This window comes from Achromobacter kerstersii (genome assembly GCF_902859595.1).
GTDB lineage: Bacteria > Pseudomonadota > Gammaproteobacteria > Burkholderiales > Burkholderiaceae_B > Achromobacter > Achromobacter kerstersii.
The window spans coordinates 215,542-239,707 of the sequence record NZ_CADIJQ010000011.1 but is presented as its reverse complement, the minus strand read 5'-3'; the positions used below and the strand labels follow the sequence as shown (position 1 = coordinate 239,707).

Genomic DNA, 24,166 nt, shown 5'->3' with positions numbered 1-24,166 from the left:
TTAGCCCGGCGAATACAGGTCCGCAAACTTCTGGCGGTCCAGACGCGGATTGCGCAGGGGCGGCGACGCCAGCGCCGTGGTTTGCGCCGCCTGCACCGGGTAGGCTTGCACCGGCGCCACCGTGACAGGCAACTGCGCTTGTGACTGCAATTGTGACTGCAATTGCGGCTGCCCCTGTGGCTGCACTCGCGACTGCAATTGCACGGGCGCGGCGGGGACGCCAGCGGCGGTCGACGTCGGCGCGGATTGCGCAACCGCCGTGGTGTCAAAGCGATGATCGGCCGTCGTCAGTGCGGGATTCGTACACAGCCCTTGCGCCACCAACGCGGCCTTGGTGCGGTCGTCGGTCTGGCACAGGATATCGATGGCCGCCGTCTCCAGACGGCGAGAACGGTCGGCGTCCTTCGTGGACGCGGCCGCCTGCATCGTGCGCTCGAAGTTGCGCCGCAAGCTGCATTTCTGGTCTTCGATCGGAATGGCGATGTTCATCCCGAACCCCACCACGGAACCGCCACCGCCGGCGGACACCATGCAGCTGTCCGACGAGAACGATCCATAAAAGCTCTGCCCGCCCACCGGCGGCACCGTCTTTACGGTGCTGGAACCGCTGTTGTTGGAATTCAGCGTAATGCCCTGGTTGTTGCCGGCATTGGTCGAGCCCGACGACGCGGACGTCGTGGAACTGGAATTGCTGGTCTGCGCCATGGCCGTGCAAGCCGCAAGCGACAGAGAGACTGCAAGCACTATGTTCTTCATGATGTCCCCTCGCCCGGACGGCCGAAGCCGTCCGGATAATTGGGTCAGCGATTGAAGCCACCAATGTGGCCCATCGAGCCGACACCGCCAATCGCCCCAAACGCACCAATGTTGGCCGACGCGAACGTGCCCGAGGCCGATGCCTTGGTTTCCGTCTGGCCGAACGAGGCGCCGCCGTTGGCGATGCTGTCGCCCACCATGATCGGCGCATTGCCCGACACGTGGCCGTAGGTTTCGCTGGTGGCGTACTGCCGCGTGCTGGTCACGACCGTGGTGCCGTCCCGGTTGAACGTCCCGCCCACTTGCGCGACGCCGCCCGTTTCACCAAACGAAGTCTGGCTGGACGAGCCATAGCCGTTGACCTGAGTGGCTACGACCGAACTGCCGTTGGAGATGGACGAGGCCGTGCCATTGATCGTGCCGGCGTGGCCGGTGACAGACACGGACGGACCGCTTGGTCCACTGGCGTAGGCCGACGCGGCAAACAATGACAACGCTGCGACTGCTGCGAGCTTTTTCATTTGAGCTCCTCCTGATCCGTTTGAAGCGGATGCACAGGTGCCGGTGGCCGACCGGCGCGGACCGCTACGTCCTTGCTGCGCGCCTGACAACGACGTTGGGCGTGGGACTTTCGTATTGGTACGGAATGATTGCTCCGTCCTAGGCACGTCGGTATCGGCTAAACGGGGGACCGCGTCTTTGTGGGCTAGAGCCATATGTAAAACATGCAGCGAAAAAGACGAGCACGCTGTCGCCACGCCATGCGTATGGCGGATGAAAGGCGCAGAGGATGCGCGCCGCGCAAGCGCGCGGTTCAACTTTATGGATGGGGAGATGGCCCGTGCGCTCGGACAAGGCGGCTAGCGCACATGCCGGCGGGCAAGCCGTTGATGGCCTTTAGGCTTACTGTCAGCCTTGCTGCCGGGACGCCACGCGAAAGAACTGAGCGGCCTCACGCCGCGCCAGCCACAAGTCGCCCGCCACCAAGAGCAGCAGGAAGCCGCATTCGGCCAAATCAAGGTCAGCCAGCACGTGATAGCTGGCCAACAGCACGATGCCCAAGGTGGCGGTCAACCACGCCGGCCACGCAGACGGCAGCCCACGCAGGGGCGCGCGAACGCCGCGGCTCCAGCTCAGCCATGCCATCAGCGGCAGGCACAGCATCGACAAGGGAATGTAGATGGCGATGGCGGACAGCACGACCACCACGCTGAATTGCGTGTGCAGCGACAAGGCCAGGAAAGCGATCACGCCAATGGCGGCGTACCAGAGCAGGCGAACAGCAATAAGACGAGTCAAGGTTACGGCTCGAGGGGTCATCGGACAGGCTGGATTTGGAATTTTCAGCCATACTACTCCGGCCGGCCAGGACCACCCTGGCCCCAATTAATTGGAGACACCGTCATGATCCAGGAGATTGCCAGCATCCATGTCCGCGAAGGGCAGGAAGCGCTGTTCGAAGCAGGTGTTGCGCAGGCCAAGCCGCTGTTCTTGCGCGCGCGCGGCTGCCACGGCATGGAGCTGTACCGCAGCATTGAACAGCCGCAGCGCTACACGCTGGTCGTTGACTGGGAAACCGTGGAAAACCACATGGTGGATTTCCGTGAATCGGCCGACTTCCAGGAATGGCGCAAACTGGTGGCGGGCTTTTTCGTCGAACCGCCGCAAGTTCATCACGAACAGAAAGTGATCTGACGGCTACGCATCTGCGGGCGGATCGTTGTACTTGCGCGCGCTGCCCGCAAACCGGTCCGCCGGATATTTCTGCGCATTCTTCACCATCTTGCTCGACACCGCCGCGGCAATGTCGACGCCCAACTGATCGGCCAACGCCACCAGATACATCTGCACGTCGGCGATCTCATCGGCCGCATCAGCCAGGCGTTCCGGCGTCAACTTGCGCGACTCTGCCTCGGTCAGCCATTGGAACAGCGACACCAGTTCGCCTGCCTCGCCCGACAAGGCCATGGCCAAGTTTTTGGGCGAATGAAAGGGCTGCCAATCGCGTTCCGCAGTGAAGGCCCGCAAAGCAAGTTTGATCTGTTCCAGGTCGGACATGAACGCTTCCCGAAAAACCAAAGCAACCGGCGAAGGGAATCAGCCTTCACCCGCCGCCAGACGCGAATGGGCGGCCAACGCCACCGCTACCGTGGTGCGCACGTCGGCTAACGCGCGGTGAGTCGGATTGGATGCGCCCACATGGCGCGCCAGGATTTCCAGCTTGTGCGACGGCAGCTCCGGCCAGGCATGCCGCGCCAAGGCCAGCGTGCAATGCGTGGGGTTGGCAAACGGCAGGCCGGTGCGATCGGCTGCGGCACCCAGGAACCGCCGGTCAAACGACGCATTGTGAAAAAACACGGGCAGGTCTTCGACGAACTCAAGAAACGACGAAAACGCCTGCACCACCGGCACGCCGTGGCGATCAACTTCCGCTTGGGTAATGCCGGTCAGCCGCGTGATGAAAGGCGGCACCGGCGACATCGTGCGAACCACCTGCGTGTATTCGCGCGCCAGCGTGCCGCACGTTTCAACACGCACCGCCGCGAACTCCAGGATTTCGCAAGTGGCCGTGGACAGGCCGGTGGTTTCCAAGTCGGCCACGATGAAGGGGCCGCGCAGGGCTTGCAGCGCAGACGCCAGTGCCACGGACGCTTGGGTTCGGGCGCCCGTACTGCGGCTGCTGGTTGCGCGCGGACGCGTGACGCCGGGCGCGAGCGTCGCCGTTACGCCGGGTGTGCGCGGACGCCGGTTGTAGAACGTCACGGTGTTACGACGCCGCGTGCAGCGGCGCAAAACGCGCCGAGCCATCCGCCAACTTGCCGAAGAACAGCGTTGCGGGGCGCACCCACAAGCCACGCTCGTGCGGCCACAGATGTTCATACACCACCATCGACTCTTCGGTTTCAGAATGGCGGGCGGTGCCCACATACAGGTACAGGCCGCCTTTGTAATGGCGGTGCGAGGCGAGAGCCAGGGCTTCGGATTCAGTCATGGACGGGGTGCCACAAATAACGTGGCCCGGGCGGGAAGGTTCCGGCCCAGGCCTGGGGTTCAGACAATACCGTCTTTATAGCGCACTCGCGCGGGTCCGATACGGCAGCCCTCAGTAGCGCACATACTCCAGCACCGGCTTGGGCGGCAGCGGCGTATTGGCCGCCGGCCTTGCGCGCACCGTGGCCGTCACCGGCTTGACGAAGCCGACATGCTGGCGCGCCGCCTGGGTATCCGCGGCCTCTTGCGTGGCCCGCAACGTCTGCGCGGCCTCGGCAGTCATCTGCGTGATGTCTTCGGTAACGTCGCCCAGCTTGGCGGACTGGGCGAGTGACACATTCACCACTTCCGCCATGATCTCCGTGACGCGGCGCGACGACGCCACGATGTCTTCCATCGTCGCCCCTGCCGACTGCACCTGGCCCGCACCGCTTTCAATTTGCTCAACCGACGTCGTGATCAGCCCCTTGATTTCCTTGGCGGCTGCGGCGCTGTTCTGCGCCAGGCTGCGCACCTCGGCAGCCACCACGGCAAAGCCCTTGCCATGCGTGCCTGCGCGGGCGGCCTCGACCGCGGCGTTCAGCGCCAGGATGTTCGTCTGAAAAGCGATGCCGTCCATGACGCCGATGATCTCGGAGATGCGGCGCGAGCTTTCGGTAATGGCGCCCATCGTCTGCACCACGCCTTTCACGGTCTTGCCGCCTTGTTCGGCCACCTGGCTGGCGTCCAGCGCCAGCGCGTTGGCCTGGCTGGCGCGCTCGGCGTTTTCCGTCAGCCCCTGCACGGCCACCCGCAAGGTTTGCGCCGCGGTGAAGCGTTTGGTGATGTCGGTGGCGTACTTCACGACTTTAAAGGGCCGACCCTCGGCGTCGAAGATGGGGTTATAGCTGGCTTCGATCCAGACCTGCCTGCCGCCCTTGCCGATGCGCAGGTACTGCCCGGTGTCGTATTCGCCGCTGCGTAGCTTGCGCCAGAACTCCTTGTACGCCGCGCCGCGCGCTTCTTCCGGCCGCACGAACATGCTGTGATGGCGCCCTTCGACTTCCTCGGCCTGATACCCCACTGCGTTCAAGAACAGGTCATTGGCGCGGATGATCGTGCCATCGAGCTCAAACTCGATAATCGCCTGCACCTTTGAAATGGCGGCGAGCTGGCCTTCGGTATCGGCCTGCCGCTGCTGCTGTTCAGTGATGTCGGTGGCGTACTTGACCACTTTGAGCGGCCGGCCGCGCTTATCGAAAATAGGGTTGTACGAGGCTTGCAGCCAAACATCGCGGCCATCGGAACGGACCCGGCGATATCGCCCCGCGTCATAGGCGCCCTGCCCCAGCTTGTGCCAGAACGCCGCGTACTCAGCGGATTCGCGTTCTTCGGGGTTGACGAACATGCAGTGGTGCTGGCCTACGACCTCGTCCAGGGAATAACCCATGGTGTCCAGAAAGTTCTGGTTGGCCATCAGCACATGGCCTTGAAGATCGAATTCGATCACGGCTTGCGCCTTGTGAATCGCTTCGATCTGGCCGTAGAGTTCGGCCTTCGGCATTTCGCGGTCTCCGCGAAACAGCCGGCGTAGAGTGATCCATTGCATGGTGGCATCTCCTGCCAAGGATGGGACGACGTGGCTGACAAAAATCGGCAAGCGAAATAGTCAAAACAGAACCGCTGGCGCGTCCCAAGCGTAGGCAGTGCATGCCGCGCCGCATGCATCGCTACCTGCTGGTCCGTTGCCAATGCGGTAACGGCAGGCTGGAAAAAAACATAAGCACTTCTGAATGTATCCAGTCGAAAATATTTAATCCTAAAAACGGGTGTTTCTCAACATTTTCCCGATAGCCATGACAAAAAATTAATGGTTCAGAAATTATTCAACTTCCGCTTGAAGTCATGGCCGCCACGTTAATCAGGGTTAATACGAAGCCTGCTACGGCATTTTCAGAAAAGTGATTAAGTGGTCACATTTGCGCGCAGCAAATGACCCTATTATTTAATGCGCTGAAAATAATTCGAGACGCATCTTGCGGCATATCGCGCGACCTCATCAGCGCGACCCCATCATTACGCCGGCATTACGCATCCGTCACGCATCCGTCACGCCCCCGTCACGCCGCATCCAGTTCCCGATACTGGCGGAAGATGCCGTCACCAAAGGCCAGGCGCCGGTCGCTGGAAAAATAGGGCTGCAACACCGGCAACTGCGCCACGCGCGCATGCAGCGCCATGACATTCGGATAATGCGAGGCGACCGTCCCCATGCGCTTCGGAAAGGCGTAGAGCAAACCATCAACCAGATGAAAGAGCGACAGGTCCACATACGTCCAGCGCTCGCCACCCGCCAGCCAGGCGTCTGGCCCCGTCAGCACGCGTTCGAAATACCCCAGGAATTTCGGAATGCGCTCATCGCGAAACCCTCGCGCACGCTGCACCGCCGCTTCTTTCTGGTCTTCGTAATAGTCGTCGGCGGAAATGGGGTGATGGGTGTCATGCGCCTCGGTGACCATGTCGGCAATCGTCAATTGCAATTGATTCACCCAAAGCCGGCCTTCCAGGGAATCCGGCGCCAGCCCGTGTTTTTCACCCAGGAAATACAGGATGTTGGCGGTCTGGCCCAAGGTCATCTTGCCCGCCACCAGATAAGGCGGCGCAAAGGGCGGATGCGCGCGTGGCGATTGCATGTCGTCGATCAGCGTACGTTCCGTTGCGCCGGGTTCGCGCGCACGTTCGCGATACGGAATGCCGCCTGCTTCCAATGCCAGGCGCACGAACTCGCCTCGTCCGGTAATTCCGTCCCAATACCAAAGGTCGTAGGTCATGCCGTTCTCCTTGCGTGAGCCGAGGGCTACGCAAGAAACATACCGGCGTCGTCCTCTTGCCCGATGGCGGGTTGCTGGCCACGGGCCTGTTGATACTGCCTGGGAGATAGACCGAAGTGCGCACGAAAGTCGCGTGAAAAATGCGCGCCATCGGCAAAGCCGCAGTCCAGCGCAATCTGCGTGATGCTGGAAGGATTATTCAACAATAACCAGCTGCCGTATTCCAGCCGCAGTTGCCGCTGAAACGCCATGGGCGACATGCCGGTAGCCAGCCGAAAGGCGCGTTCCAATTGCCGGCGGCCCACGCCGACATACCGCGCAATGGCATCCAGCGGCGGCGGGTTGTCGATGCGCTGCTCGATGAAGTGCGCCGCCTGCCGCACGCGCAAGTCCTGAATGCCGGACAGATCCGTGCGGAAATGCGCCTGCGGCACGCGCCCCGGCCGCACGCCCTGAAGCATCATGTGCCGCATCGCCTGCTGCGCCTTGTCGCGCCCGCAATGCCGCGCCACCAGATACAAGGCCAAGTCGATTGCCGCCGTGGAGCCCGCGCAGGAAATCAGATCGCCTTCATCCACAAACAGCCGGTCGACCACCGCACGCGTTTGCGGGAAGCGTTCGCGAAACGCATCCAGCACATTCCAATGCACGCACACCGTGCGCGGTCCGATCACGTCGGCTTGCGCGAGCGCGAACGTACCCGTGCAGATGCCCAGCAGCCGCACGCGCTGCGCGGCCGCCAGACGCAACCAATCGCGCAGCGGTTCGGGCATGCGCCCGCTGATGTAGTCATTACCGCCGCACACGGCAACGTAATCGAACTCGGCGGGATCGGCGGGCAGGCTGTCGGCGACATCGATGGTCAGCCCCGCACTTGAGCAACGCGGCTTGCCATCCCAGCTCATCACGCGCCACGCGGTATGGATCTGCCGGCTGCGTCCGCCGTGGTCGCCCGCCAGCCGCAACACATCTACCAAGCCGGCGAAAGCGGCCAGCGTGAATTGGTCCATCAGCACGATGCCGACGGTCAGTGCGGGTTTCCCCCGAGGCAAGTCCTCGGCGCCCTCTTCATAGGGAGACGTCGGAAAAGCGGGGGGTGTGGCGGCAGTCATGACGCAATTATTCAAGTTTTTGTCCCGCGCCTTCAAGCTCGTTTTCCCGGGGATCACCCAAGATGCAGTTATGGCAACGTCTTGGATCGTTCCGGCCACACGGACGGGCAGGACACGCCAATAAATCGACAAGGGGAATCCGACATGGCAACACCGAACCGCAGCGCACTGGGCGCCGCCTTGCTGGGCGCCGGGCTATTGCTGGCCACGCCAGCGATGGCGCAGCAGCAGAAGATCACCGTCGCCTGGTATGGCGGCAATTGGGGCGACGCCTTCCGCGCCTGCGTCGCCGACCCCTACACCAAGGCCACGGGCGTCACCGTGGTGCCGGAAGTGGGCACGTCGACCACCACGCTGGCCAAGCTGCAACAGCAGAAGAACGCGCCGACGATCGACGTCGCGTGGATGGACGGCGGCATCAGCGAACTGGCCGCGCAGGCGGGCGTGCTGGACACGCTGGAACCCGCCACGATTCCGAATCTGAAAAACGTCATCGACCAAGGCGTGTACCGCAATGGCGATGCGGCCTATGCCGTCAGCACCGGCTATTACTCGCTGGGCATCACCTACAACACCAAGGAAGTGCCGCAAGCGCCGACCAGCTGGAAAGACCTGTGGAAGCCTGAGTACGCCGGCGCCGTCGCCGTGCCCTCGCCTGCGAATTCGTCCGGTGTGCCGTTCATCTTCTTCCTGGCCCGCGTCTTCGCCATCGACCCCTCCAACCTGGCGCCGCTCTACACCAAGCTGGCCTCGCTGGACACGGCCTTGTTCTTCGATAGTTCGGGCGCAGCCAGCAATGCCTATCAAAGCGGCGAAGCCATCATCGGCGCGCATTTCAACGTGGGCGCATGGGACCTGATCGACAAGGGGCTGCCCATCGGCTTTGCCGTTCCCAAGGAAGGCGCGTGGGCCACCGACGCTCGCCTGCATCTGGTCAAGGGTGCGCCCAACGCGGCCGCCGCCAAGCAATTCATCAACACCGCATTGACCCCTGACGCCGCGGCGTGCCTGGCCACGCGCTTGTATCTGGGCCCCGCCGTCAAAGACGTGCAGGTGTCCAAAGATGTGGCCCGCAAGCTGCCGTGGGGTGCTGAAGGCTCGGTCAAGAACTTGAGCCTGTTCGATTGGAACCTCATCAACAGCCGCCGCGCTGAAGTGACCGACGCGTGGAACCGCCAGGTTGCCCGCAAGCGCTAGGCCGGGGTCGAACATGTCTGCTTTGCTCACCATTGAAGGCGTGTCGATGCGCTTTGGCGCCTACCAGGCGCTGGACCATATTGACCTGGACATCCAGCAGGGGGAATTCGTGGCCCTGCTGGGGCCCAGCGGTTGCGGCAAGACCACCTTGCTGCGCTCGATTGCCGGCTTTCTGAAACCGGAGTCGGGCCGCATTCTGATCGATGGCCAGGACATCAGCCGCTTGGCAGCGCACCACCGCCCGCTGAACACGGTCTTCCAGAACTACGCGCTGTTTCCGCACATGACCGTGCTGGAAAATGTGGCCTATGGCCCGCGGCGCCAAGGCGCATCCAAAGCCGAGGCCGCTGAACGAGCGCGCGCAGCGCTCGACATGGTGGGGCTGGCGGACTTCGGCCCGCGCTACCCCCGCGAAATGTCCGGCGGCCAACAGCAGCGCGTGGCGCTGGCGCGCGCCATCGTGAATCAGCCCAAGCTGCTGTTGCTGGACGAACCCCTGTCTGCGCTCGATTTGAAGCTGCGCAAGCGCATGCAGCTGGAGCTCAAGCATCTGCAAGCCAAGCTGGGCATCGCATTCATCTTCGTCACCCACGACCAGGAAGAGGCCATGACCATGGCCGACCGCGTCGTCGTCATGCATGCCGGCCGTATCGAACAGGTGGGCGCGGGCACGGATATTTATCGCCAGCCCGCGACCCGCTTCGTCGCCGAATTCATCGGCGATGCAAACTTCATGGCGTTCACCGCGGCAGACAGCAACGCGCTGCGGCTGGACGTGCAGGGCCTGCGCGTGCCGCTGGCCTCCGCACCCGCCTTGGCGCGCGGCGTGGCGGTGCTGCGCCCGGAAGATCTGCGCTTGAGCGACGGCCAGGCCGGCTGCGTATTGACGGGCACCGTCACCGACGTCATCAACGTGGGCAGCCACAGCATGATCCACGTCGACATCGGCGGCCAGACGGTCGTGGCGCGCCATGGCGGCATCGCGCCGTCGGGCTTGCGGACAGGAGCCACCGTGAGCCTGGCGTTCGCGCCCGAACACCTGCACCTGATTGGTGAACAGCCATGAACCGGCGCGCCTGGCTCTCACCCGGCCTGCTGCTGGCGGCCCCCGTGCTGTTTTTTGCAGCCTTTTTCCTGGCGCCGTTGGCGGTGGTGGCGTTGGCCAGTATCACGGGCGGCCCGGATGGCGCCACGCTGACCTTGCAGCAGTACACGCGCGTGCTGGCCGACCAATACCACTGGGACGTGATCCTGGTGACCTTCCGCCTGGCGTTCTTCACGACGGTCGTCTGCGTGATCCTGGGCTATCCGCTGGCTTGGTATCTGGTGCGCGTGGTGCGATGGCAGGCGTGGCGGCGCTTCTGCGTCATCTTGCTGGTCGTGCCGCTGTTCACCAGCAACATCGTGCGCGCCTTTGGCTGGATGGTGCTGTTGGGCCGTAATGGCCTGGTCAACCAGGCGCTGGTGGGCGTGGGCGCAGCCGACCGCCCCGTGCGCTTCATCGGCACCGAGCTGGGCATTTTGATTGGCATGGTCTATGTGCTGCTGCCGTTCGTGGTGCTGGCCGTAGGCAATGCGCTGGCCCGCGTGGACCCGGCGTGCGAACACGCGTCTGCCGACCTGGGCGCCAGCCCCGCCGCGACGTTCTTTCATATCACCTGGCCGCTGACCCTGCCCGGCGTGGTGTCCGGCGCCATCATCGTCTTCACGCTGGCGGTCAGCGCGTACGTGACACCGGCGCTGCTGTCGGGCGGCCGCATCTCGGTGCTGTCCATGCTGATCTTCCAGCAATACAGCTCGGTGTTCGACTTCCATTACGGCGGCGCGCTGAGCATGGTGCTGCTGGTCTTCACTCTGATTCTGGTGGCGCTGGCCAACCGCGCCGCCACCTTGCCCGGAGCCGCGCGATGATCGCCCGCCATCTGATCCGCCTGATCGCGCTGGCAGTGCTGGCGTACCTGGCCCTGCCGCTGATCGTGATCCTGGGTTCGTCCTTCACGGCCACGCCGTACCTGGCGTTTCCGCCGCAAGGCTGGACGCTGGAGTGGTACCGCACGCTGTTGGTCGAAGCCGGCTATGTGGCGGCGTTCACGACCAGCACGGTGCTGGCGCTGGCGGCAACCATCGTGGCGGTGCTGCTGACCGTGCCCGCCGCGCTGGCGGTGGCGCGCTACGAATTCCCGGGCAAGGCGGCGTTGACGTCGGTGCTGATGTCGCCGCTGGTGCTGCCGCACATCGTGCTGGGCGCGGCGCTATTGCAGTACGGCGCGTATTTCGGTTTGACGCGCAGCTTCCTGTCGCTGTTGATCGGGCACATCGTCATCATCGCGCCGTTTGTGCTGCGGTCGACGTTGACGTTGTTGACGCCCGAGCAGCGCGCGCTGGAAGAAGCGTCTGCCGATCTGGGCGCTAATCCCTGGACCACGTTCTTCCTGGTGGTACTGCCGCAGATCCGCCCCGGCATCGTCACCGGTTCCATCTTTGCGTTCATCTCATCGTGGATCAACGTGGAGCTTTCCATCTTCAACACCACGGCGGACCTGAACACCATCCCCGTCAAACTTTTCAACTATGTGCAGTACACGATTGATCCGACCATCGCAGCCGTATCGGGCGCCACGATTGTGGTTGCGGTGATCGCTATCGTCATTCTGGATTTGACCGTCGGGTTGGACATGCTGTCCGAACGCGGCAAATAGTTTCCCTCCTTCCGCTTTTCCCCTTCATCCTACTTAGTCTGGAGCCACAGTCATGCGCAAGCAAGACGCGTTCGATGTCATCTATACCCATACCGAAGGCGAGCCCCTGTGCATCGTGCATAGCGGCATCCCCTACCCCGCCGGGTCCACCATCCTGGAAAAACGGGCCTTTCTGGAGCAGAACTACGACTGGCTGCGCCAAGCGCTGATGCGCGAACCGCGCGGCCACAAAGACATGTTTGGCGTGTTCCTCACGCCGCCGTCCAGCCCCGAATTCGATGCGGGCCTGATCTACATCGACGGCACCGAGTATTCGCATATGTGCGGCCACGGCACCATTGCTGTCAGCATGGCGATGGTGGCCAATGGCCTGGTTGCCCGCGGCAAGGACGGCATCACGAAGATCCGCTTTGAAACCACGGCCGGGCTCGTGGTGTCGGAAGTGGCGTCCGAAGGCGACAACGTGTTGTGGACACGCTTTGAAAACGTGCCGGCCTATGTGGCCGCGCAAGACATCCCGGTGGAACTGCCGGGCTATGGCAAGCTGTCGGCCGACATCGTCTGGGGCGGCAACTACTTCGGCATCGTCGACTTGTCGGGCTGCGATCTGCGGATCTCGCCAGACAACGGCACCGAGCTGTCGCGCATGGGCTTGATCGTGCGTGATCAGTTGAACGCGCGCCACCGCATCCAGCATCCGACCGAAGCGCACATCAATAACCTGAACTTCATCACGTTCTGGCACCAGCCGACGATTGAAGGCGCGTTCTACAAGAACGTGCACGTGTTCAGCGCCGGCCAGTTGGACCGCTCGCCGGGCGGCACCGGCACCAGCGCCATGATGGCCATGTTCGAGGCGCGCGGAAAAATGGGCCTGAACCAGCCGATCAAGTCGGAAGGCTTGTTGGGCAGCGGCACGTTCGAAGGCTGCCTGCTGGGTGAAGTGGACCTGAACGGCACGCGCGCCGTGCGCCCCACGGTGAAAGGCACGGCCAGCATTCTGGGCACGGCACGCTGGGTGATCGACCGCAACGACCCGGTGGGCGCGGGGTTTTTGATTCGCTGATGTTGATTGGCTGAAAAAAAGCGCGCAAGGCCAGCCGGCCTTGCGCGCTTTGCTTCATGCCCAGTCACGCTGCCGCAGCGTCTTCCAGAATCATTTCCGCGCCGCGCTCGGCCACCATCATGACGGCGGCCTGCGTGTTGCCGGACACCATCTTCGGCATCACCGATGCGTCCACCACGCGCAAGCCCGTCACGCCATTCACACGCAGCCTGACGTCCGTTACGGCGGCCGCGTCCGACCCCATGCGGCAGGTGCCGATCGGGTGATAGATGGTCTGGCCGTTACGGCGCGCAAACTCCAGCCATTGCTCGTCGCTTTCAACCGCGGCGCCCGGGCTGACTTCGGCTTCGATATAGCGTTGCATGGCGGGCTGCCCCACGATACGGCGTGCGGCTTTCATGCCGCCCACGAGACTGTCGCGGTCGATCTGCGCCGACAGGAAGTTCGGGCGGATCGACGGGCCAGCCAACGGGTCCGCCGACTTCAGGTGGATGGAACCCACCGATTCCGGCCGCAACTGCGCCACTCCGATCGTCATGCCCGGATGCCGGTCCAGGATGCGCTCGGCGGCGTTGGCGTAGCTGGCGTGCACAAAGAAGAATTGCACGTCTGGCGTGGGCAGGCCCGGCGCGCTTTTGACAAAGCCATGAACGAGCCCCGTGCCTAGCGTCAGAATGCCGGTGTGACGCGTGTAGTAGCGCGCCACCTGTTGCGCCAGCCGCCAGCCGCGCGACATCTCGTTCAAGGTCACCGTGTTTTTCACGCGCCAATTCATGCGCGTGGCGAAGTGGTCGATATAGTTCTCGCCCACCTGCGGCTGCGCATGCACCAGCGCAATATTGAACGATTGCAGCAGCGCGGGGTTGCCCACGCCGGACAGCTCAAGCAGCTGCGGCGATTGCACGGCGCCCATGCACAGCACCGTTTCGCGGCGCGCGCGCACCGTGTGCTCCTGCCCGTTCTGGCGGTACGTGACGCCCACGCAGCGCTTGCCTTCGAACACCAGCCGCGTCACATGCGCGCCGCACTCGACGCTTAGGTTCTTGCGTCCGGCGGCGGGCTTCATGTAGCCGTCCACCACGCTCCAGCGGCGTCCACGATGCTGCAGCACCTGGTAGTAGCCCACGCCTTCCTGGTTGCCGCTGTTGTAGTCGGCGTTCAAGGGCTGGCCGTCTTCCTGCGCGGCGCGCAGAAACGCGTCGGATACGGGAAAGCGCTCGGCCACTTCCTCAAGATGCATGGGGCCGTTCTTGCCGCGCGTGTCACCGCCTGCATCGTAATGTTCGATCTTGCGGAACAGGCGCTCGGCCTGCGCATGCCCCCAGCCTGTCGCGCCCGCCGCTTCCCAGCCGTCGTAATCCTGAGGCTGGCCGCGCACGTAAATCATGCCGTTGATCAGCGTTGATCCGCCCACGCCCTTGCCGCGCGGCACGGCGATGGTGCGGCCATACACGTTGTCTTCCGGCTCGGTTGCGAAGCGCCAGTTGTAGTCGGGGCTCACCAGCAGCTTGGAAAAGCCTGCCGGGATGCCGATCCACATGCTGCGCGCCTCTTGCCCGGCTTCCAACATCAGCACCCGATGCTTGCCATCGGCGCTGAGCCGGTTGGCCAGAATGCAGCCCGCCGTGCCGCCGCCCGCAATAATGAAGTCGTAATCCGCCATCGCTATTCACCGAATCCTGATGTTGGCTGCATGGCTACTTGGCGGACGTCACGCCCAGCATCTCGGCCATCAATTCAATCTGGCAGGCCAGCATCGGCGCGCCGTAGTGAACCTTGCAGCCCTTGGCTTGCGCGGCCAGCAGCAGCGCAGTGTCTTTCGGCTGCATGATGACTTCGCACACCAGTTGGTCCGGCGTCAGACGCGCGGTGTCCAGCGGCAGCGCATCGCCTTCCTTCATGCCCAGCGAGGTGCCGTTGACGACGAGGTCATGGCCCGACGGGTCGGGCGTGCCCACCGAGATATCGGCATCGGGATGCAGCGACAAAATGCGCGCCTTCAGGTCTTCGGCCTTGGCCGGGGTGCGGTTGGCAATCGTCAGGTGCGACACGCCCGCCTGAACGAGTGCAAAGCCGATGGCGTTGGCCGCGCCGCCGGCGCCCGCCAGATACGCGCGCTTGCCTTGCACCGTGACGCCAGCCGTCAACAAGCCGCGCACGAAGCCTTCGCCGTCCAGCATATGCGCCGTCAGCCGGCCGTCGGCATCGCGGCGCACCACATTGGCCGCACCGATTTTTTGCGCGACGGGCGTCACCTCGTCAACGAGGTCCAGGATGGCCGTCTTGTGCGGCATGGTGACGATGACGCCACCCAGGTTTTCCAGCCGGCGCAGGCCGTTGACGACGTCGGCCAGATTGTCGGGCCGCGCGTGAAACGGCACGCACACGCCGTCAAAGCCCAGCTTGTCGAACAGCTCATTCAAGCGCTGCGGCGTCTTCACGTGATGGATGGGGTCGGCCAGGATGCCGAACAGGCGGGTGTTTCCGCTGATTTCCTTCATGGGGTCTCCGGGATGTTGGGGTCGTATCAGGACTTGATCAGAGCTCGCGCCACGTCGCCAATTCCGGCGGCGTCAAGCTGGTAGTGGGCGTACAAGGTAGTGGGCGGCGCGATCAGGCTGTATTCATCATAGATGCCGTGACGGCGCAGACGCGTGCCGGTGCCGGCATCCGTCAACACTTCAGCCACGGCCGAGCCCAGCCCGCCCAACACGTTGTGTTCTTCCACCGTCATCATCAGACGGGACTGGCCAGCGGCGGCCAGCACGGCGTCGCGGTCCAGCGGCTTGATGGTGGGCATGTCGATGACGCCAACCGACAAGCCCTCTTCTCGCAATTGCTCGGCGGCTGCCAACGCGGCGTGCAAGGTGATGCCGCAAGCAATGATGTTCAGGTCGCTGCCGGTTGAATGCACGATGGCGCGGCCGAATTCGAATGGCGCGCCGTCTTCATACACCTGCGGATCGCGGCCGCGGCCAATGCGGAAGTAGATCGGTTCAGGCCAATTGACGGATGCCTTGATGGCCGAGGCCAGTTGCGGGCCGTCGGCGGGCGACACCACCGTCAGGCCCGCCAACGCGCGCATCGTCGAGATGTCTTCGGTGGCGTGGTGCGACGTGCCATAAAAGCCCAGGCTGATGCCGGTGTGATGGCCAATGAGCCGGACGGGCAGCTTGGTGTAGGCCACGTCCATGCGGATCTGTTCGCAGCACAACAGACCCAGGAAGGACGCAAAGGTGGCGACGAACGGCATCATGCCGGTGGTGGCCAGGCCGGCCGCGGCCGACACCATGTTCTGTTCCGAAATGCCGAACTGGATGTAGCGGTCGGGATAGGCCTGCGCGAAACGGTTCAGGCCGTTGGAATATTGCAGGTCGGCCGAGCCCGCCACAACCGGGTGCCCGGCCTGCGCCAATTCGATCAGCGCATCGGAAAGATAGGACAGCCCGGGGTTCACCGCATTCAGGGCGCGGTACTGCCAGGAGTCAGGAGAGAGAACTTGTGCCTGTGCCATTCAGATCTCGCGGGAAAGAATTTCGTCGACGGCGCTTTGCGCGTCTTGCGGCGCCAGATAGCCCAAGTGCCAGCCCGGCTCGGTTTCCATATAGGAAACGCCCTTGCCCTTGATGGTCTTGGCGATGACGCAGGCGGGCTTGTCGCGTGTGTCGTCCGCGCGCAGGCGGCGCAGCAAGGCGGTCAGCGCGTGCAAGTCATGGCCGTCCACTTCATGCACGTCCCAGCCGAAGGCCTGCCACTTTTCCTTTAGCGATTCGACGCCCATCACGTCATCCACCTTGCCGTCCAGCTGGTAGCCATTGCGGTCGATGATGGCGATCAGGCGCGACAGCCGGTTGTGCGCGGCAAAGAGCGCCGCTTCCCAAACCTGCCCTTCCTGCATCTCGCCGTCGCCAAGCATGACGAAGACATTGAAGTCGCGCTGGCTCATGCGCCCGCCCACCGCCATGCCGACGCCGTTGGACAGCGCATGCCCGATGGAGCCCGAGCTGAAGTCCACGCCCGGCACCTTGCTCATGTCGGGGTGGTCGCCCAGCGGGCTGCCCAGGCGCGTGTAGCCGTCAAGCAGTTCGCGGTCGATGAAGCCGTGATCGGCCAGCACCGGGAACAGGCCGACAGCGGCGTGCCCTTTGCCCATCAGGAAGCGGTCGCGATCCGGCCACTGCGGCTCGCCCGGACGCAAGCGCATCACGTCGTAGTACAGCGACGCAAAAATCTCAGCGCACGAGAACACCGAGCTGTAATGCCCGACCTTGGCGATTTCGATCAGTCTGATTGTCTCCAGCCGGATGTAGCGGGCCTTTTCCCGCAGCATCCTGACTTCCCCCTCGGTGGGGGCCTCCTGGTTGTGGCGCATGGCGCGTCCTTTCTTCGTTAGGATATATGATATATAATATACCCATTGTGCTCGGATTGGCTATGGCGGGCTAGAATTCATCCCGGATTCACCCGTTCCCCTCATACAGCAAGCTCCGAAACGTCATGCCCAGCCTCAAACCGGTCAAGAAAGAGAACCTCTCCGTCAGGGTCTACAACGAAATCCGCAATGCCCTGATCAACGGGCAGTACGAACCCGGAGAACGCCTGATCATTGGCGAACTGGCTCAGGAAATGGGCGTGTCGATCACGCCCGTACGCGAAGCCATCTTCCGTCTCATCAGCGAACAAGGCCTGGAAATGCAGGCGGCCACGGCCGTCTATGTGCCGTACGTGAATTCGGAAAAATTGCGCGAGATCCAGCAGATCCGGTTCCATCTCGAAGGCATGGGCGCGGCTGAAGCCGCGCAGAACATCACGCGCAAGCAGCTGGACAACCTGATCGCGCTGCAAAAGGATTTCATTTCCTGCACGTCGACTGACCCCAAGCGCGCCAGCTACCTGAACCGCAAGTTCCACTTCGGCATTCTGGAAGCCAGCAACAAGCCCATCTTGCGCAGCACCGTGGAATCGTTCTGGGTCATCACCGGCCCCATCCTCAAGGTGTTCCACATCAAGACCGCCGGGCTGGACTATTCCGAAAACGAACACCGCCACGAAGCCGTGCTTGAAGCATTGGAAGCACGCGACTCCGAAGCCGCGCGCAGCGCCATCCAGGCCGATCTGGTCTGGGGCGGCAAGATCATGATCGACTGGTTGGTCGAACGCGAAAAAGAGCTCGACTACCGCCCTCCCGTGCCACGCAAATAGGAAGACTTCATGCTGAAGATTTTTGGCGCTCCCTGCCGCTACATACAGGGAGCGGGCGCCCTGGACACCCTGGGTCAGTACGCCGCCCTGTTCGGACAACGCGCCGCCCTGGTCATCGACCGCTACGTGCATGGCGTGTTGGGGTCCAGAATCGAAAGCCTGTGCGCCGAACACAATGTGGCGCTGACGCCCTTGATCGTTGATGGCGACCTGACGCCTGAACTGATTGCCGAGCTGCGCGCGCAGGCCGCGCCCGCCAGCATCGACATGGTGATTGCAGTGGGCGGCGGCAAGTCGCTGGACGCAGGCAAGGCGGTGGCGAAGTCGTCGCATTGCCACCTGATCACGGTGCCGACGGTGGCCTCCAACGACGCGCCCACCAGCAAGAACTACGTGCTGTACGACGCCCATCACAACCTCCTGGCGGTAGAACACATGCTGTTCAACCCCACGATCGTGCTGGTGGACACGGCCATCATCGCGACCGCGCCCGTGCACTTCTTCCGAGCCGGCCTGGGCGATGCGGTGTCGAAGAAATTCGAAGCCGAGCAATGCCAGCGCAACGGCGGCAAGAACATGTATGACGGCGCGCCCCTGCTGTCGGCGCAGCTGATTGCCGACGGCTGCCTGCGCACGCTGCTGGCCGATGGCGTGGACGCCGTGGCGGCGGCCGGCACCGGCGAACCCACGCCCGCATTCGAACGCGTGGTGGAAGCGATGATCCTCATGAGCGGTCTCGGTTTTGAAAGCGGTGGCCTGTCCATTGCGCATGCCCTGACGCGCGGGTTGCCCAAGATCGGCGGCGTGGGAACGGCGCTGCACGGCTTGCAAGTCGCGGTTGGCTTGCTGGTGCAGCTTGACCTGGAGCAACGCAACGACGGCATGCTGGCCGACCTGACGCAGTGGTACGCCCAAGTCGGTCTGCCCACCACGCTGCGTGAACTGGGCGCGGCCGACATGCCCAGCGACGCTGACCTGACGCTGGCGGCCGAACTCACGTTGAAAGCCCGCCATGCCGCCAACTTCGATCGCGTGCTGGACGTCGCCCAGCTGACCGAGGCGCTGCGCCGCCACGCTTGAGATCAGCCGGCAGCCGGCGCCCACGCGCCGGCCCGCATGTTCTTCCGATCAGAACGCCACGTTGTCCCGGCCCTTCAGGCCGAGCTTGGCGCGCGCTTCGTCAGGCGTCGCCACTTCCAGGTTCAACGCTTCCACAATGGTGCGGATGCGTTCCACCTGCGAGCGGTTGGATTCCGCCAACTGGCCCGGCCCGATCCACAGCGAATCTTCCAGACCCACGCGCACGTTCGACCCCATGGCCGCACCAATCGTGGCCAGCGGCATCTGGTTGCGTCCGGCGCCCAGAATCGACCATTCATAGTCGTTGCCGAACAGGCGGTCGGCCGTGCGCTTCATGTGCATCAGGTCTTCGGGATGCGGGCCGATGCCGCCCAGAATGCCAAACACCGACTGGATGAACGGCGGCGACTTCACCAGCCCCCGGTCCACGAAGTGCGCCAGGTTGTACAGGTGGCTGATGTCATAGCACTCGAACTCAAAGCGCGTGCCGTTGGCGTTGCCCAGGGTCAGAATGGATTCGATGTCCTGATAGGTATTACGGAAGATCAGCGAACGGCTGTTCTCCAGATGCTCTCGTTCCCAGTCGTGCTTGAAATCCTGGAAGCGGTCCAGCATCGGGAACAGGCCGAAGTTCATCGAGCCCATGTTCAGCGACGCCAGCTCGGGCTTGAACGTCGTGGCCGGGCGCATGCGTTCTTCCACCGTCATGTGCGGGCTGCCGCCGGTGGTGATGTTGATGATGGCGTCGGTCTCGTTCTTGATGCGTTCCAAGAAGGGCTTGAACAGCGCCGGGTCTTGCGACGGCTTGCCCGTTTCCGGATCGCGCGCATGCAGGTGCAGCACCGCCGCGCCCGCCTTGGCCGCACCAATGGCGGCTTCCGCAATCTCATCCGCCGTGACCGGCAGATGCGGCGACATGCTGGGCGTGTGGATGGCGCCCGTCACGGCGCAGGTGATGACGACTTTCTGTTTCGGCTTAGCCATGATTGTCTCCGTCCTCTTGTTTGTGGCGCATCAAGCGCATCAGTTTTTCATCGCGCCAGAAGCGGCGCTTGCCCAGGTCTTCCTGCGGCAGCAGGCTGCGGCGTTCCTGTTCCAAGGCATCCACCAGCGCGCCATCCCACGCGACGCATTCGCTTTGGTCGGCGCCAATCGACTGATACAGGCCGCCGTAACGCGCGCAATAGTCGGCAATGCCGCCCGGCGCATTCAGGTCGATGGTTTCAAACGGCCCCATGAACGACCAGCGCAGGCCCAGGCCGTCTTTCACCGTTGTGTCGATGTCTTCGGCGCTGGCAATCCCTTCCTTGGCCAGCCGGAAAGCTTCGTGCAGCAACGCGCCTTGCAGGCGGTTCAAAATGAAGCCTTCGATTTCACGGCGCACGCGAACCGGTTTTTGGCCGATGTCCGTCATGACGTCGCGTGCGCCCTCAAGCGCCGCGGCATCCGTCCACGGCGCGGGGCAAAGCTCCACTACCGGAATCAGATACGGCGGGTTCACCGGATGCGCGACCAGGCAGCGATGCCGCCCGGCCAGGTGCTCGGTGAACTGGCTGGCGGGAATGCTCGATGTTGAGCTGCCGATGATCGCGTCCGGCTCGGCCACGGCGTCCAATTCCAAGAACAAGGCGCGCTTCACGTCCACCTTTTCAGGCGAGTTCTCTTGAATGTAGCGGGCGCCCTTGACCGCGTCGGCCAGGCTGGCGGCCACGTGGACCCGTTCGATGATGGTGTCAGCGCCCTTCACGAGCCCTTGCGACTCCAGCTCGCGCAGCTGTTGCAGAATCAGCGCACGCGCCTCGGCCAGCATGGCGGCGTTGACATCGAACAGGCGCACCGTCCAGCCCATGCGCGCGAAGACGATGGCCCATCCCTGGCCGATCAGGCCCGTGCCGATGATGGCGGCGCAGCGCACCGCATTGCCGGCGGCCATCAGTAGAGCTTCTGCGTGAAGCCGTCCACCACGATGGCCTGGCCCGTGACGCTGCGGGCGGCCTCGCTGGCGTTGAACAGCACCATGTTGGCGATATCGCGTGCGGTCACCATGCGGCCCAGCACGGCCTGGTTCTCGTACTGCGCAGCAATCTCGTCCACGGGACGGCCCAGCGTGCCGGCCTTGGCCGCGATGACGGCGCGGATGCGCGGGCCTTCAACTGCGCCCGGCAGGATGGCGTTGACGCGAATGCCGTGGGCGCCAAGCTCAATGGCAAGCGACTTCGTGAAACCAATCACCGCCCACTTGGACGCCGAATACACCGAGCGTCCGGCAAAGCCCAGATGACCGGCGGCGGAAGACAGGTTGATCATCACGCCCGCCTTCGATTCCTTCAGCATGGGAATGGCCTGGCGCGCGCATAGGAACTGGCCCGTGATGTTGACGGCCAGCGTGCGGTCCCAGTCGGCCTTGGACAAGGACTCAACATACCCCGTCGGCCCGGCCACGCCCGCGTTGTTGATCAGGATGTCCAGCCCGCCCAGTTTCTGCTTGACCGCAGCAAACAGCGCGCCCACGCTGTCTTCGTCGGACACATCCGCCACCGCGGTATGCACGCCGGGAAGCTCAGAAGGCAGCTCAGCCAGCCGGGCCTGATTCACGTCGCACACGAAAACCGTGGCGCCTGCGTGATGAAACACCTTGGCCATCTCCAGGCCCAGACCATCCGCACCGGCGGTGATCAGGACCCGTTTTCCGGCGAAATCGACTTCCTCGAACATGCTGTTGTCTCCTGGGTTTTATGGAAAATCGCGCGTTTGATCATATACGATATATGATAAAACCCAATTTTTTCTTGTAAGAATTCCACCATGCGACTCCTCCGAAAGGTGTCGTCCGCCTGGCGGAATATTGCGGTTCATTTCCTATGAAATTGGCCGCTAAGGCTTTATTCACGCGGCTTTAGGGAATTCCCCGATTCGGCTTGAAGCCGCCGACACTAGAATCCACTTCGGGGTTTTTGTACCTGACCGGCGCATATATCATATATTTAAAAAAGACGGACAACACAAAAAACAGTCCGCATCCCAAACCGACAAAGGAGCGAAGACAGTGTTCAAGTTCAACAAGATTATTGTGGCGCTGGGCGTGTGCGGCGTACTGGCAAGCGGCACCGCAGCGGCCGACATGAAAGTGGGCGCCCTCTTCCCGTTCAGCGGCGCGCTTGCGCTCCTGGGGCAAGAGAGCTATCGCGGCCTGGAGCTGGCCGTCAACGAGATCAACGCTGCGGGTGGCGTCAACGGAGAGAAGATTGAAATCGTCAAGGCGGACGCGGTTGACCCGACGCAAGCCGTGTCGGAAACCAAGCGCCTGATTTCAGCCAATGTGGTCGGCGTGTTTGGCAGCTACGCATCGGGCATCTCGTACGCGGCCTCGCCCGTGACGGAACTGGCCGGCGTGCCGTACTTCGAACTGGGCGCCACCGCCCACAAGATCACGACGCGCGGCTACAAGTACCTGTTCCGCAGCAACCCCAACACGGCGCTGTACGGCGTGTCGGTCGTCAACGCGCTGCACGACACCATTGCCCCGGGCATGGGGCTGAACCCCAAGGACATCAAGATCGGCATCATCCACGAAGACGGCCCTTATGGCACCGACGTGGCGGCGACCGAAAAGAAGCGCGCGCAAGAGCTGGGCTACACGGTCGCCGAAGTGCTGCCGTATTCGGCCAAGACGGTGGACCTGTCGTCGCTCATCCTGCGCTTGAAGGGCGCCAAGGTTGATGTGGTGTTGCAAACGGCTTACCAGAACGACGCCATCCTGTTCTTCAGCCAGGCGCGTGCCGCAGGCTTCAAGCCCAAGGTCGTGATTGGCGCGGGCGGCGGCTATTCGCTGGCCGATACCGCCAAGGCGGTGGGCGCCGACATGAACGGCGTGTTCGATCTGGACTTCCCGCAATCGTCCATCAACCCTGCCGGCGCGCCGGGCCTGGACAAGTTCCTGGAAGCCTACAAATCCACCTACAAGAGCGATCCGCAATCCGGCCATAGCCTGACCAACTACGTCGGCGCCAAGGCCTTCTTCGAAGCCATCGGCAACGCCAAATCCACCGACAAGGACAAGATCCGCGCCGCGGTCATGGCCTACAAGAAGCCCGCCGGCCAGACGGCCAACGGCTGGGCCTTCGACTTTGGCGAAGACGGGCAGAACAACGCTTCCACGTTCTACGTCATGCAATGGCAAGACGGCAAGCTCGTCACCATCGCGCCCAGCAACCTCGCACTTGGCAAGCCTGTCTTCAAGAAATAAGCGCTACGCCAGTGATCAGGCGCTCGGGGGCGCCTGACGATTCCCGGGTTTTGCGCGCCCCGGCGCGGCTGCACTCCATGCGGCCGCGCCGGGGCGGCATCCCGCTCTAAGAGGTTGCACCATGGATATCTTCATTCAACTGGTCATCAATGGCCTGTTGCTGGGTGGCGCGTACACCATCATCAGTCTGGGGCTGACACTGATCTTCGGCGTCGTGCGCGTCGTGAACTTTGCGCACGGCGAGTTCCTGATGATCGGTATGTACCTGGTCTATCTGATCGCCGCGCAATTCGGCGTACACCCTTATGTGGGCCTGGTTCCGGTGGCCGTCATTCTGTTCGCGCTGGGTGCGCTGACGCAGAAGGGCATCATCCAGCCGCTGCTTAACGCCGACCAGCACATTCAGATTTTCGCCACGGTGGGCGTGTCCACCATCCTGCTCAATCTGGCGCTGGTGATCTTCGGCGCCAACGTGTATCGCGCGCCGGTTGCGCTGGGCACCAACGCCATCGACGTCGGTAACTACTCGATGGTGACGGGCCAATTGATCACGTTTGTGGTCGGCATCAGCCTGGCCGTGCTGCTGCATCTGTTCATGCATCGCACCTACCTGGGACGCGCGCTGCGCGCCGTGGCCCAACATCGCTATGCCGCCACGCTGATGGGCGTGAACGTGAACAACGTCTACGCCATCGCCTTCGGCCTGGGCACCGCATTCGTCGGCATCGCCGCGGGCCTGCTGGCGCCGCAGTATCCGGTGTTTCCGACCGTCGGCACGTATTTCGTGCTGACGGCATTTGTGATCGTGGTGCTGGGCGGCCTGGGCAGTTTGTACGGCGCCGTCGCCGGTTCAATGATCATCGGCATCGTCGATACGCTGGCCGGTTATTACATCGCCCCCGACCTGAAAGAGGTCGTGTATTTCGGGATCTTCCTCTTGATCCTTGTCCTGCGTCCGAACGGTTTGTTCGGCGTCGGCACCGAGTGATCAACGCCACAAGGAGCGA

At 63.1% G+C, this 24,166-nt stretch carries 26 protein-coding genes; 10 read left to right on the top strand and 16 right to left on the bottom strand.

Annotation, left to right across the window (positions count from 1 at the left end; all coding sequences use genetic code 11):
• From HV765_RS26610 to HV765_RS26600, 3 genes are all read right to left on the bottom strand, one after another.
• On the bottom strand, positions 1–756 hold the full coding sequence (locus HV765_RS26610; protein ID WP_054427882.1) for a hypothetical protein: 756 nt from the start codon (positions 754–756) through the stop codon (positions 1–3).
• 44 nt (positions 757–800) lie between these two features.
• Positions 801–1,277 (bottom strand): hypothetical protein, encoded by a 477-nt coding sequence (locus HV765_RS26605; protein ID WP_054427883.1) that lies wholly within the window; start codon positions 1,275–1,277, stop codon positions 801–803.
• Positions 1,278–1,665: 388 nt separating this feature from the next.
• Positions 1,666–2,055 (bottom strand): hypothetical protein, encoded by a 390-nt coding sequence (locus HV765_RS26600; protein ID WP_254600732.1) that lies wholly within the window; start codon positions 2,053–2,055, stop codon positions 1,666–1,668.
• 105 nt (positions 2,056–2,160) lie between these two features.
• Here HV765_RS26600 and HV765_RS26595 point away from each other — a divergent pair, with 105 nt between their 5' ends.
• Complete coding sequence (locus HV765_RS26595) at positions 2,161–2,451, top strand: antibiotic biosynthesis monooxygenase family protein (protein ID WP_020926874.1); 291 nt, start codon at positions 2,161–2,163, stop codon at positions 2,449–2,451.
• A gap of 3 nt (positions 2,452–2,454) precedes the next feature.
• On the opposite strand, the gene HV765_RS26590 is transcribed toward HV765_RS26595, so the two are convergent.
• The 6 genes from HV765_RS26590 to HV765_RS26565 all read right to left on the bottom strand — a co-directional run bounded on the left by HV765_RS26590 (position 2,455) and on the right by HV765_RS26565 (position 7,669).
• Positions 2,455–2,814, bottom strand: coding sequence for a nucleotide pyrophosphohydrolase (locus tag HV765_RS26590; RefSeq protein ID WP_175171508.1), 360 nt, complete (start codon positions 2,812–2,814; stop codon positions 2,455–2,457).
• Positions 2,815–2,853: 39 nt separating this feature from the next.
• Positions 2,854–3,402, bottom strand: a complete 549-nt coding sequence (locus HV765_RS26585; RefSeq protein WP_245636511.1) for a 3'-5' exonuclease — start codon at positions 3,400–3,402, stop codon at positions 2,854–2,856.
• Between the two features lie 121 nt (positions 3,403–3,523).
• A complete protein-coding gene (locus tag HV765_RS26580) occupies positions 3,524–3,748 on the bottom strand; it encodes a DUF1653 domain-containing protein (protein WP_054427886.1) in 225 nt (74 codons plus the stop codon).
• Between the two features lie 111 nt (positions 3,749–3,859).
• Positions 3,860–5,335: a methyl-accepting chemotaxis protein gene (locus HV765_RS26575; RefSeq protein WP_054427887.1), complete on the bottom strand. Its 1,476-nt coding sequence runs from the start codon at positions 5,333–5,335 to the stop codon at positions 3,860–3,862.
• Positions 5,336–5,846: 511 nt separating this feature from the next.
• The gene (locus HV765_RS26570; protein WP_175171507.1) at positions 5,847–6,557 is read right to left on the bottom strand and encodes a glutathione S-transferase; all 711 of its coding nucleotides are present in this window, start codon (positions 6,555–6,557) and stop codon (positions 5,847–5,849) included.
• A 26-nt stretch (positions 6,558–6,583) separates the two neighbouring features.
• Positions 6,584–7,669, bottom strand: a complete 1,086-nt coding sequence (locus HV765_RS26565; RefSeq protein ID WP_054427889.1) for a GlxA family transcriptional regulator — start codon at positions 7,667–7,669, stop codon at positions 6,584–6,586.
• A gap of 144 nt (positions 7,670–7,813) precedes the next feature.
• Here HV765_RS26565 and HV765_RS26560 point away from each other — a divergent pair, with 144 nt between their 5' ends.
• From HV765_RS26560 to HV765_RS26540, 5 genes are read left to right on the top strand one after another with little or no spacing between them, the layout of a single operon-like run.
• Entirely contained in the window at positions 7,814–8,866 is a 1,053-nt protein-coding gene (locus HV765_RS26560) for an ABC transporter substrate-binding protein (protein ID WP_054427890.1), read from the top strand.
• A 13-nt stretch (positions 8,867–8,879) separates the two neighbouring features.
• Positions 8,880–9,932, top strand: a complete 1,053-nt coding sequence (locus HV765_RS26555) for an ABC transporter ATP-binding protein (RefSeq protein ID WP_175171506.1) — start codon at positions 8,880–8,882, stop codon at positions 9,930–9,932.
• Entirely contained in the window at positions 9,929–10,777 is an 849-nt protein-coding gene (locus HV765_RS26550; protein WP_175171505.1) for an ABC transporter permease, read from the top strand. The genes HV765_RS26555 and HV765_RS26550 overlap by 4 nt, the downstream gene beginning before the upstream one ends.
• Positions 10,774–11,565 (top strand): ABC transporter permease, encoded by a 792-nt coding sequence (locus tag HV765_RS26545; protein WP_175171504.1) that lies wholly within the window; start codon positions 10,774–10,776, stop codon positions 11,563–11,565. The genes HV765_RS26550 and HV765_RS26545 overlap by 4 nt, the downstream gene beginning before the upstream one ends.
• Positions 11,566–11,617: 52 nt before the next feature.
• Positions 11,618–12,631, top strand: a complete 1,014-nt coding sequence (locus HV765_RS26540) for a proline racemase family protein (protein ID WP_006227860.1) — start codon at positions 11,618–11,620, stop codon at positions 12,629–12,631.
• Between the two features lie 64 nt (positions 12,632–12,695).
• Here HV765_RS26540 and HV765_RS26535 read toward each other — a convergent pair whose 3' ends face one another.
• Genes HV765_RS26535 through HV765_RS26520 form a run of 4 tightly spaced genes read right to left on the bottom strand, consistent with a single transcriptional unit; the run spans position 12,696 to position 17,003 of the window.
• Positions 12,696–14,294 (bottom strand): GMC family oxidoreductase, encoded by a 1,599-nt coding sequence (locus HV765_RS26535; RefSeq protein ID WP_175171503.1) that lies wholly within the window; start codon positions 14,292–14,294, stop codon positions 12,696–12,698.
• 34 nt (positions 14,295–14,328) lie between these two features.
• Complete coding sequence (locus tag HV765_RS26530; RefSeq protein WP_054427895.1) at positions 14,329–15,132, bottom strand: shikimate dehydrogenase family protein; 804 nt, start codon at positions 15,130–15,132, stop codon at positions 14,329–14,331.
• Between the two features lie 26 nt (positions 15,133–15,158).
• Positions 15,159–16,145 carry a transketolase family protein gene (locus tag HV765_RS26525; RefSeq protein ID WP_054427896.1) on the bottom strand — a complete coding sequence of 329 codons (987 nt, stop codon included), beginning with the start codon at positions 16,143–16,145 and terminating at the stop codon, positions 15,159–15,161.
• Entirely contained in the window at positions 16,146–17,003 is an 858-nt protein-coding gene (locus tag HV765_RS26520; protein ID WP_175171502.1) for a transketolase, read from the bottom strand.
• Positions 17,004–17,128: 125 nt separating this feature from the next.
• Here HV765_RS26520 and HV765_RS26515 point away from each other — a divergent pair, with 125 nt between their 5' ends.
• Both HV765_RS26515 and HV765_RS26510 read left to right on the top strand, forming a co-directional pair.
• A complete protein-coding gene (locus tag HV765_RS26515; protein ID WP_054427898.1) occupies positions 17,129–17,833 on the top strand; it encodes a GntR family transcriptional regulator in 705 nt (234 codons plus the stop codon).
• Between the two features lie 9 nt (positions 17,834–17,842).
• Positions 17,843–18,913 (top strand): glycerol dehydrogenase, encoded by a 1,071-nt coding sequence (locus HV765_RS26510; protein ID WP_175171501.1) that lies wholly within the window; start codon positions 17,843–17,845, stop codon positions 18,911–18,913.
• Between the two features lie 48 nt (positions 18,914–18,961).
• On the opposite strand, the gene kce is transcribed toward HV765_RS26510, so the two are convergent.
• From kce to HV765_RS26495, 3 genes are read right to left on the bottom strand one after another with little or no spacing between them, the layout of a single operon-like run.
• On the bottom strand, positions 18,962–19,897 hold the full coding sequence (gene kce, locus HV765_RS26505) for a 3,5-dioxohexanoate:acetyl-CoA acetone transferase (RefSeq protein WP_054427900.1): 936 nt from the start codon (positions 19,895–19,897) through the stop codon (positions 18,962–18,964).
• Entirely contained in the window at positions 19,890–20,846 is a 957-nt protein-coding gene (locus HV765_RS26500) for a 3-hydroxyacyl-CoA dehydrogenase (RefSeq protein WP_175171500.1), read from the bottom strand. The genes kce and HV765_RS26500 overlap by 8 nt, the downstream gene beginning before the upstream one ends.
• Entirely contained in the window at positions 20,846–21,628 is a 783-nt protein-coding gene (locus HV765_RS26495; protein WP_054427902.1) for an SDR family oxidoreductase, read from the bottom strand. The genes HV765_RS26500 and HV765_RS26495 overlap by 1 nt, the downstream gene beginning before the upstream one ends.
• Before the next feature lie 331 nt (positions 21,629–21,959).
• On the opposite strand from HV765_RS26495, the gene HV765_RS26490 reads away from it, so the two are divergent.
• The gene (locus HV765_RS26490; protein ID WP_175171499.1) at positions 21,960–23,159 is read left to right on the top strand and encodes an ABC transporter substrate-binding protein; all 1,200 of its coding nucleotides are present in this window, start codon (positions 21,960–21,962) and stop codon (positions 23,157–23,159) included.
• A 121-nt stretch (positions 23,160–23,280) separates the two neighbouring features.
• The gene (locus HV765_RS26485; protein WP_175171498.1) at positions 23,281–24,147 is read left to right on the top strand and encodes a branched-chain amino acid ABC transporter permease; all 867 of its coding nucleotides are present in this window, start codon (positions 23,281–23,283) and stop codon (positions 24,145–24,147) included.
• Positions 24,148–24,166: the final 19 nt, after the last annotated feature.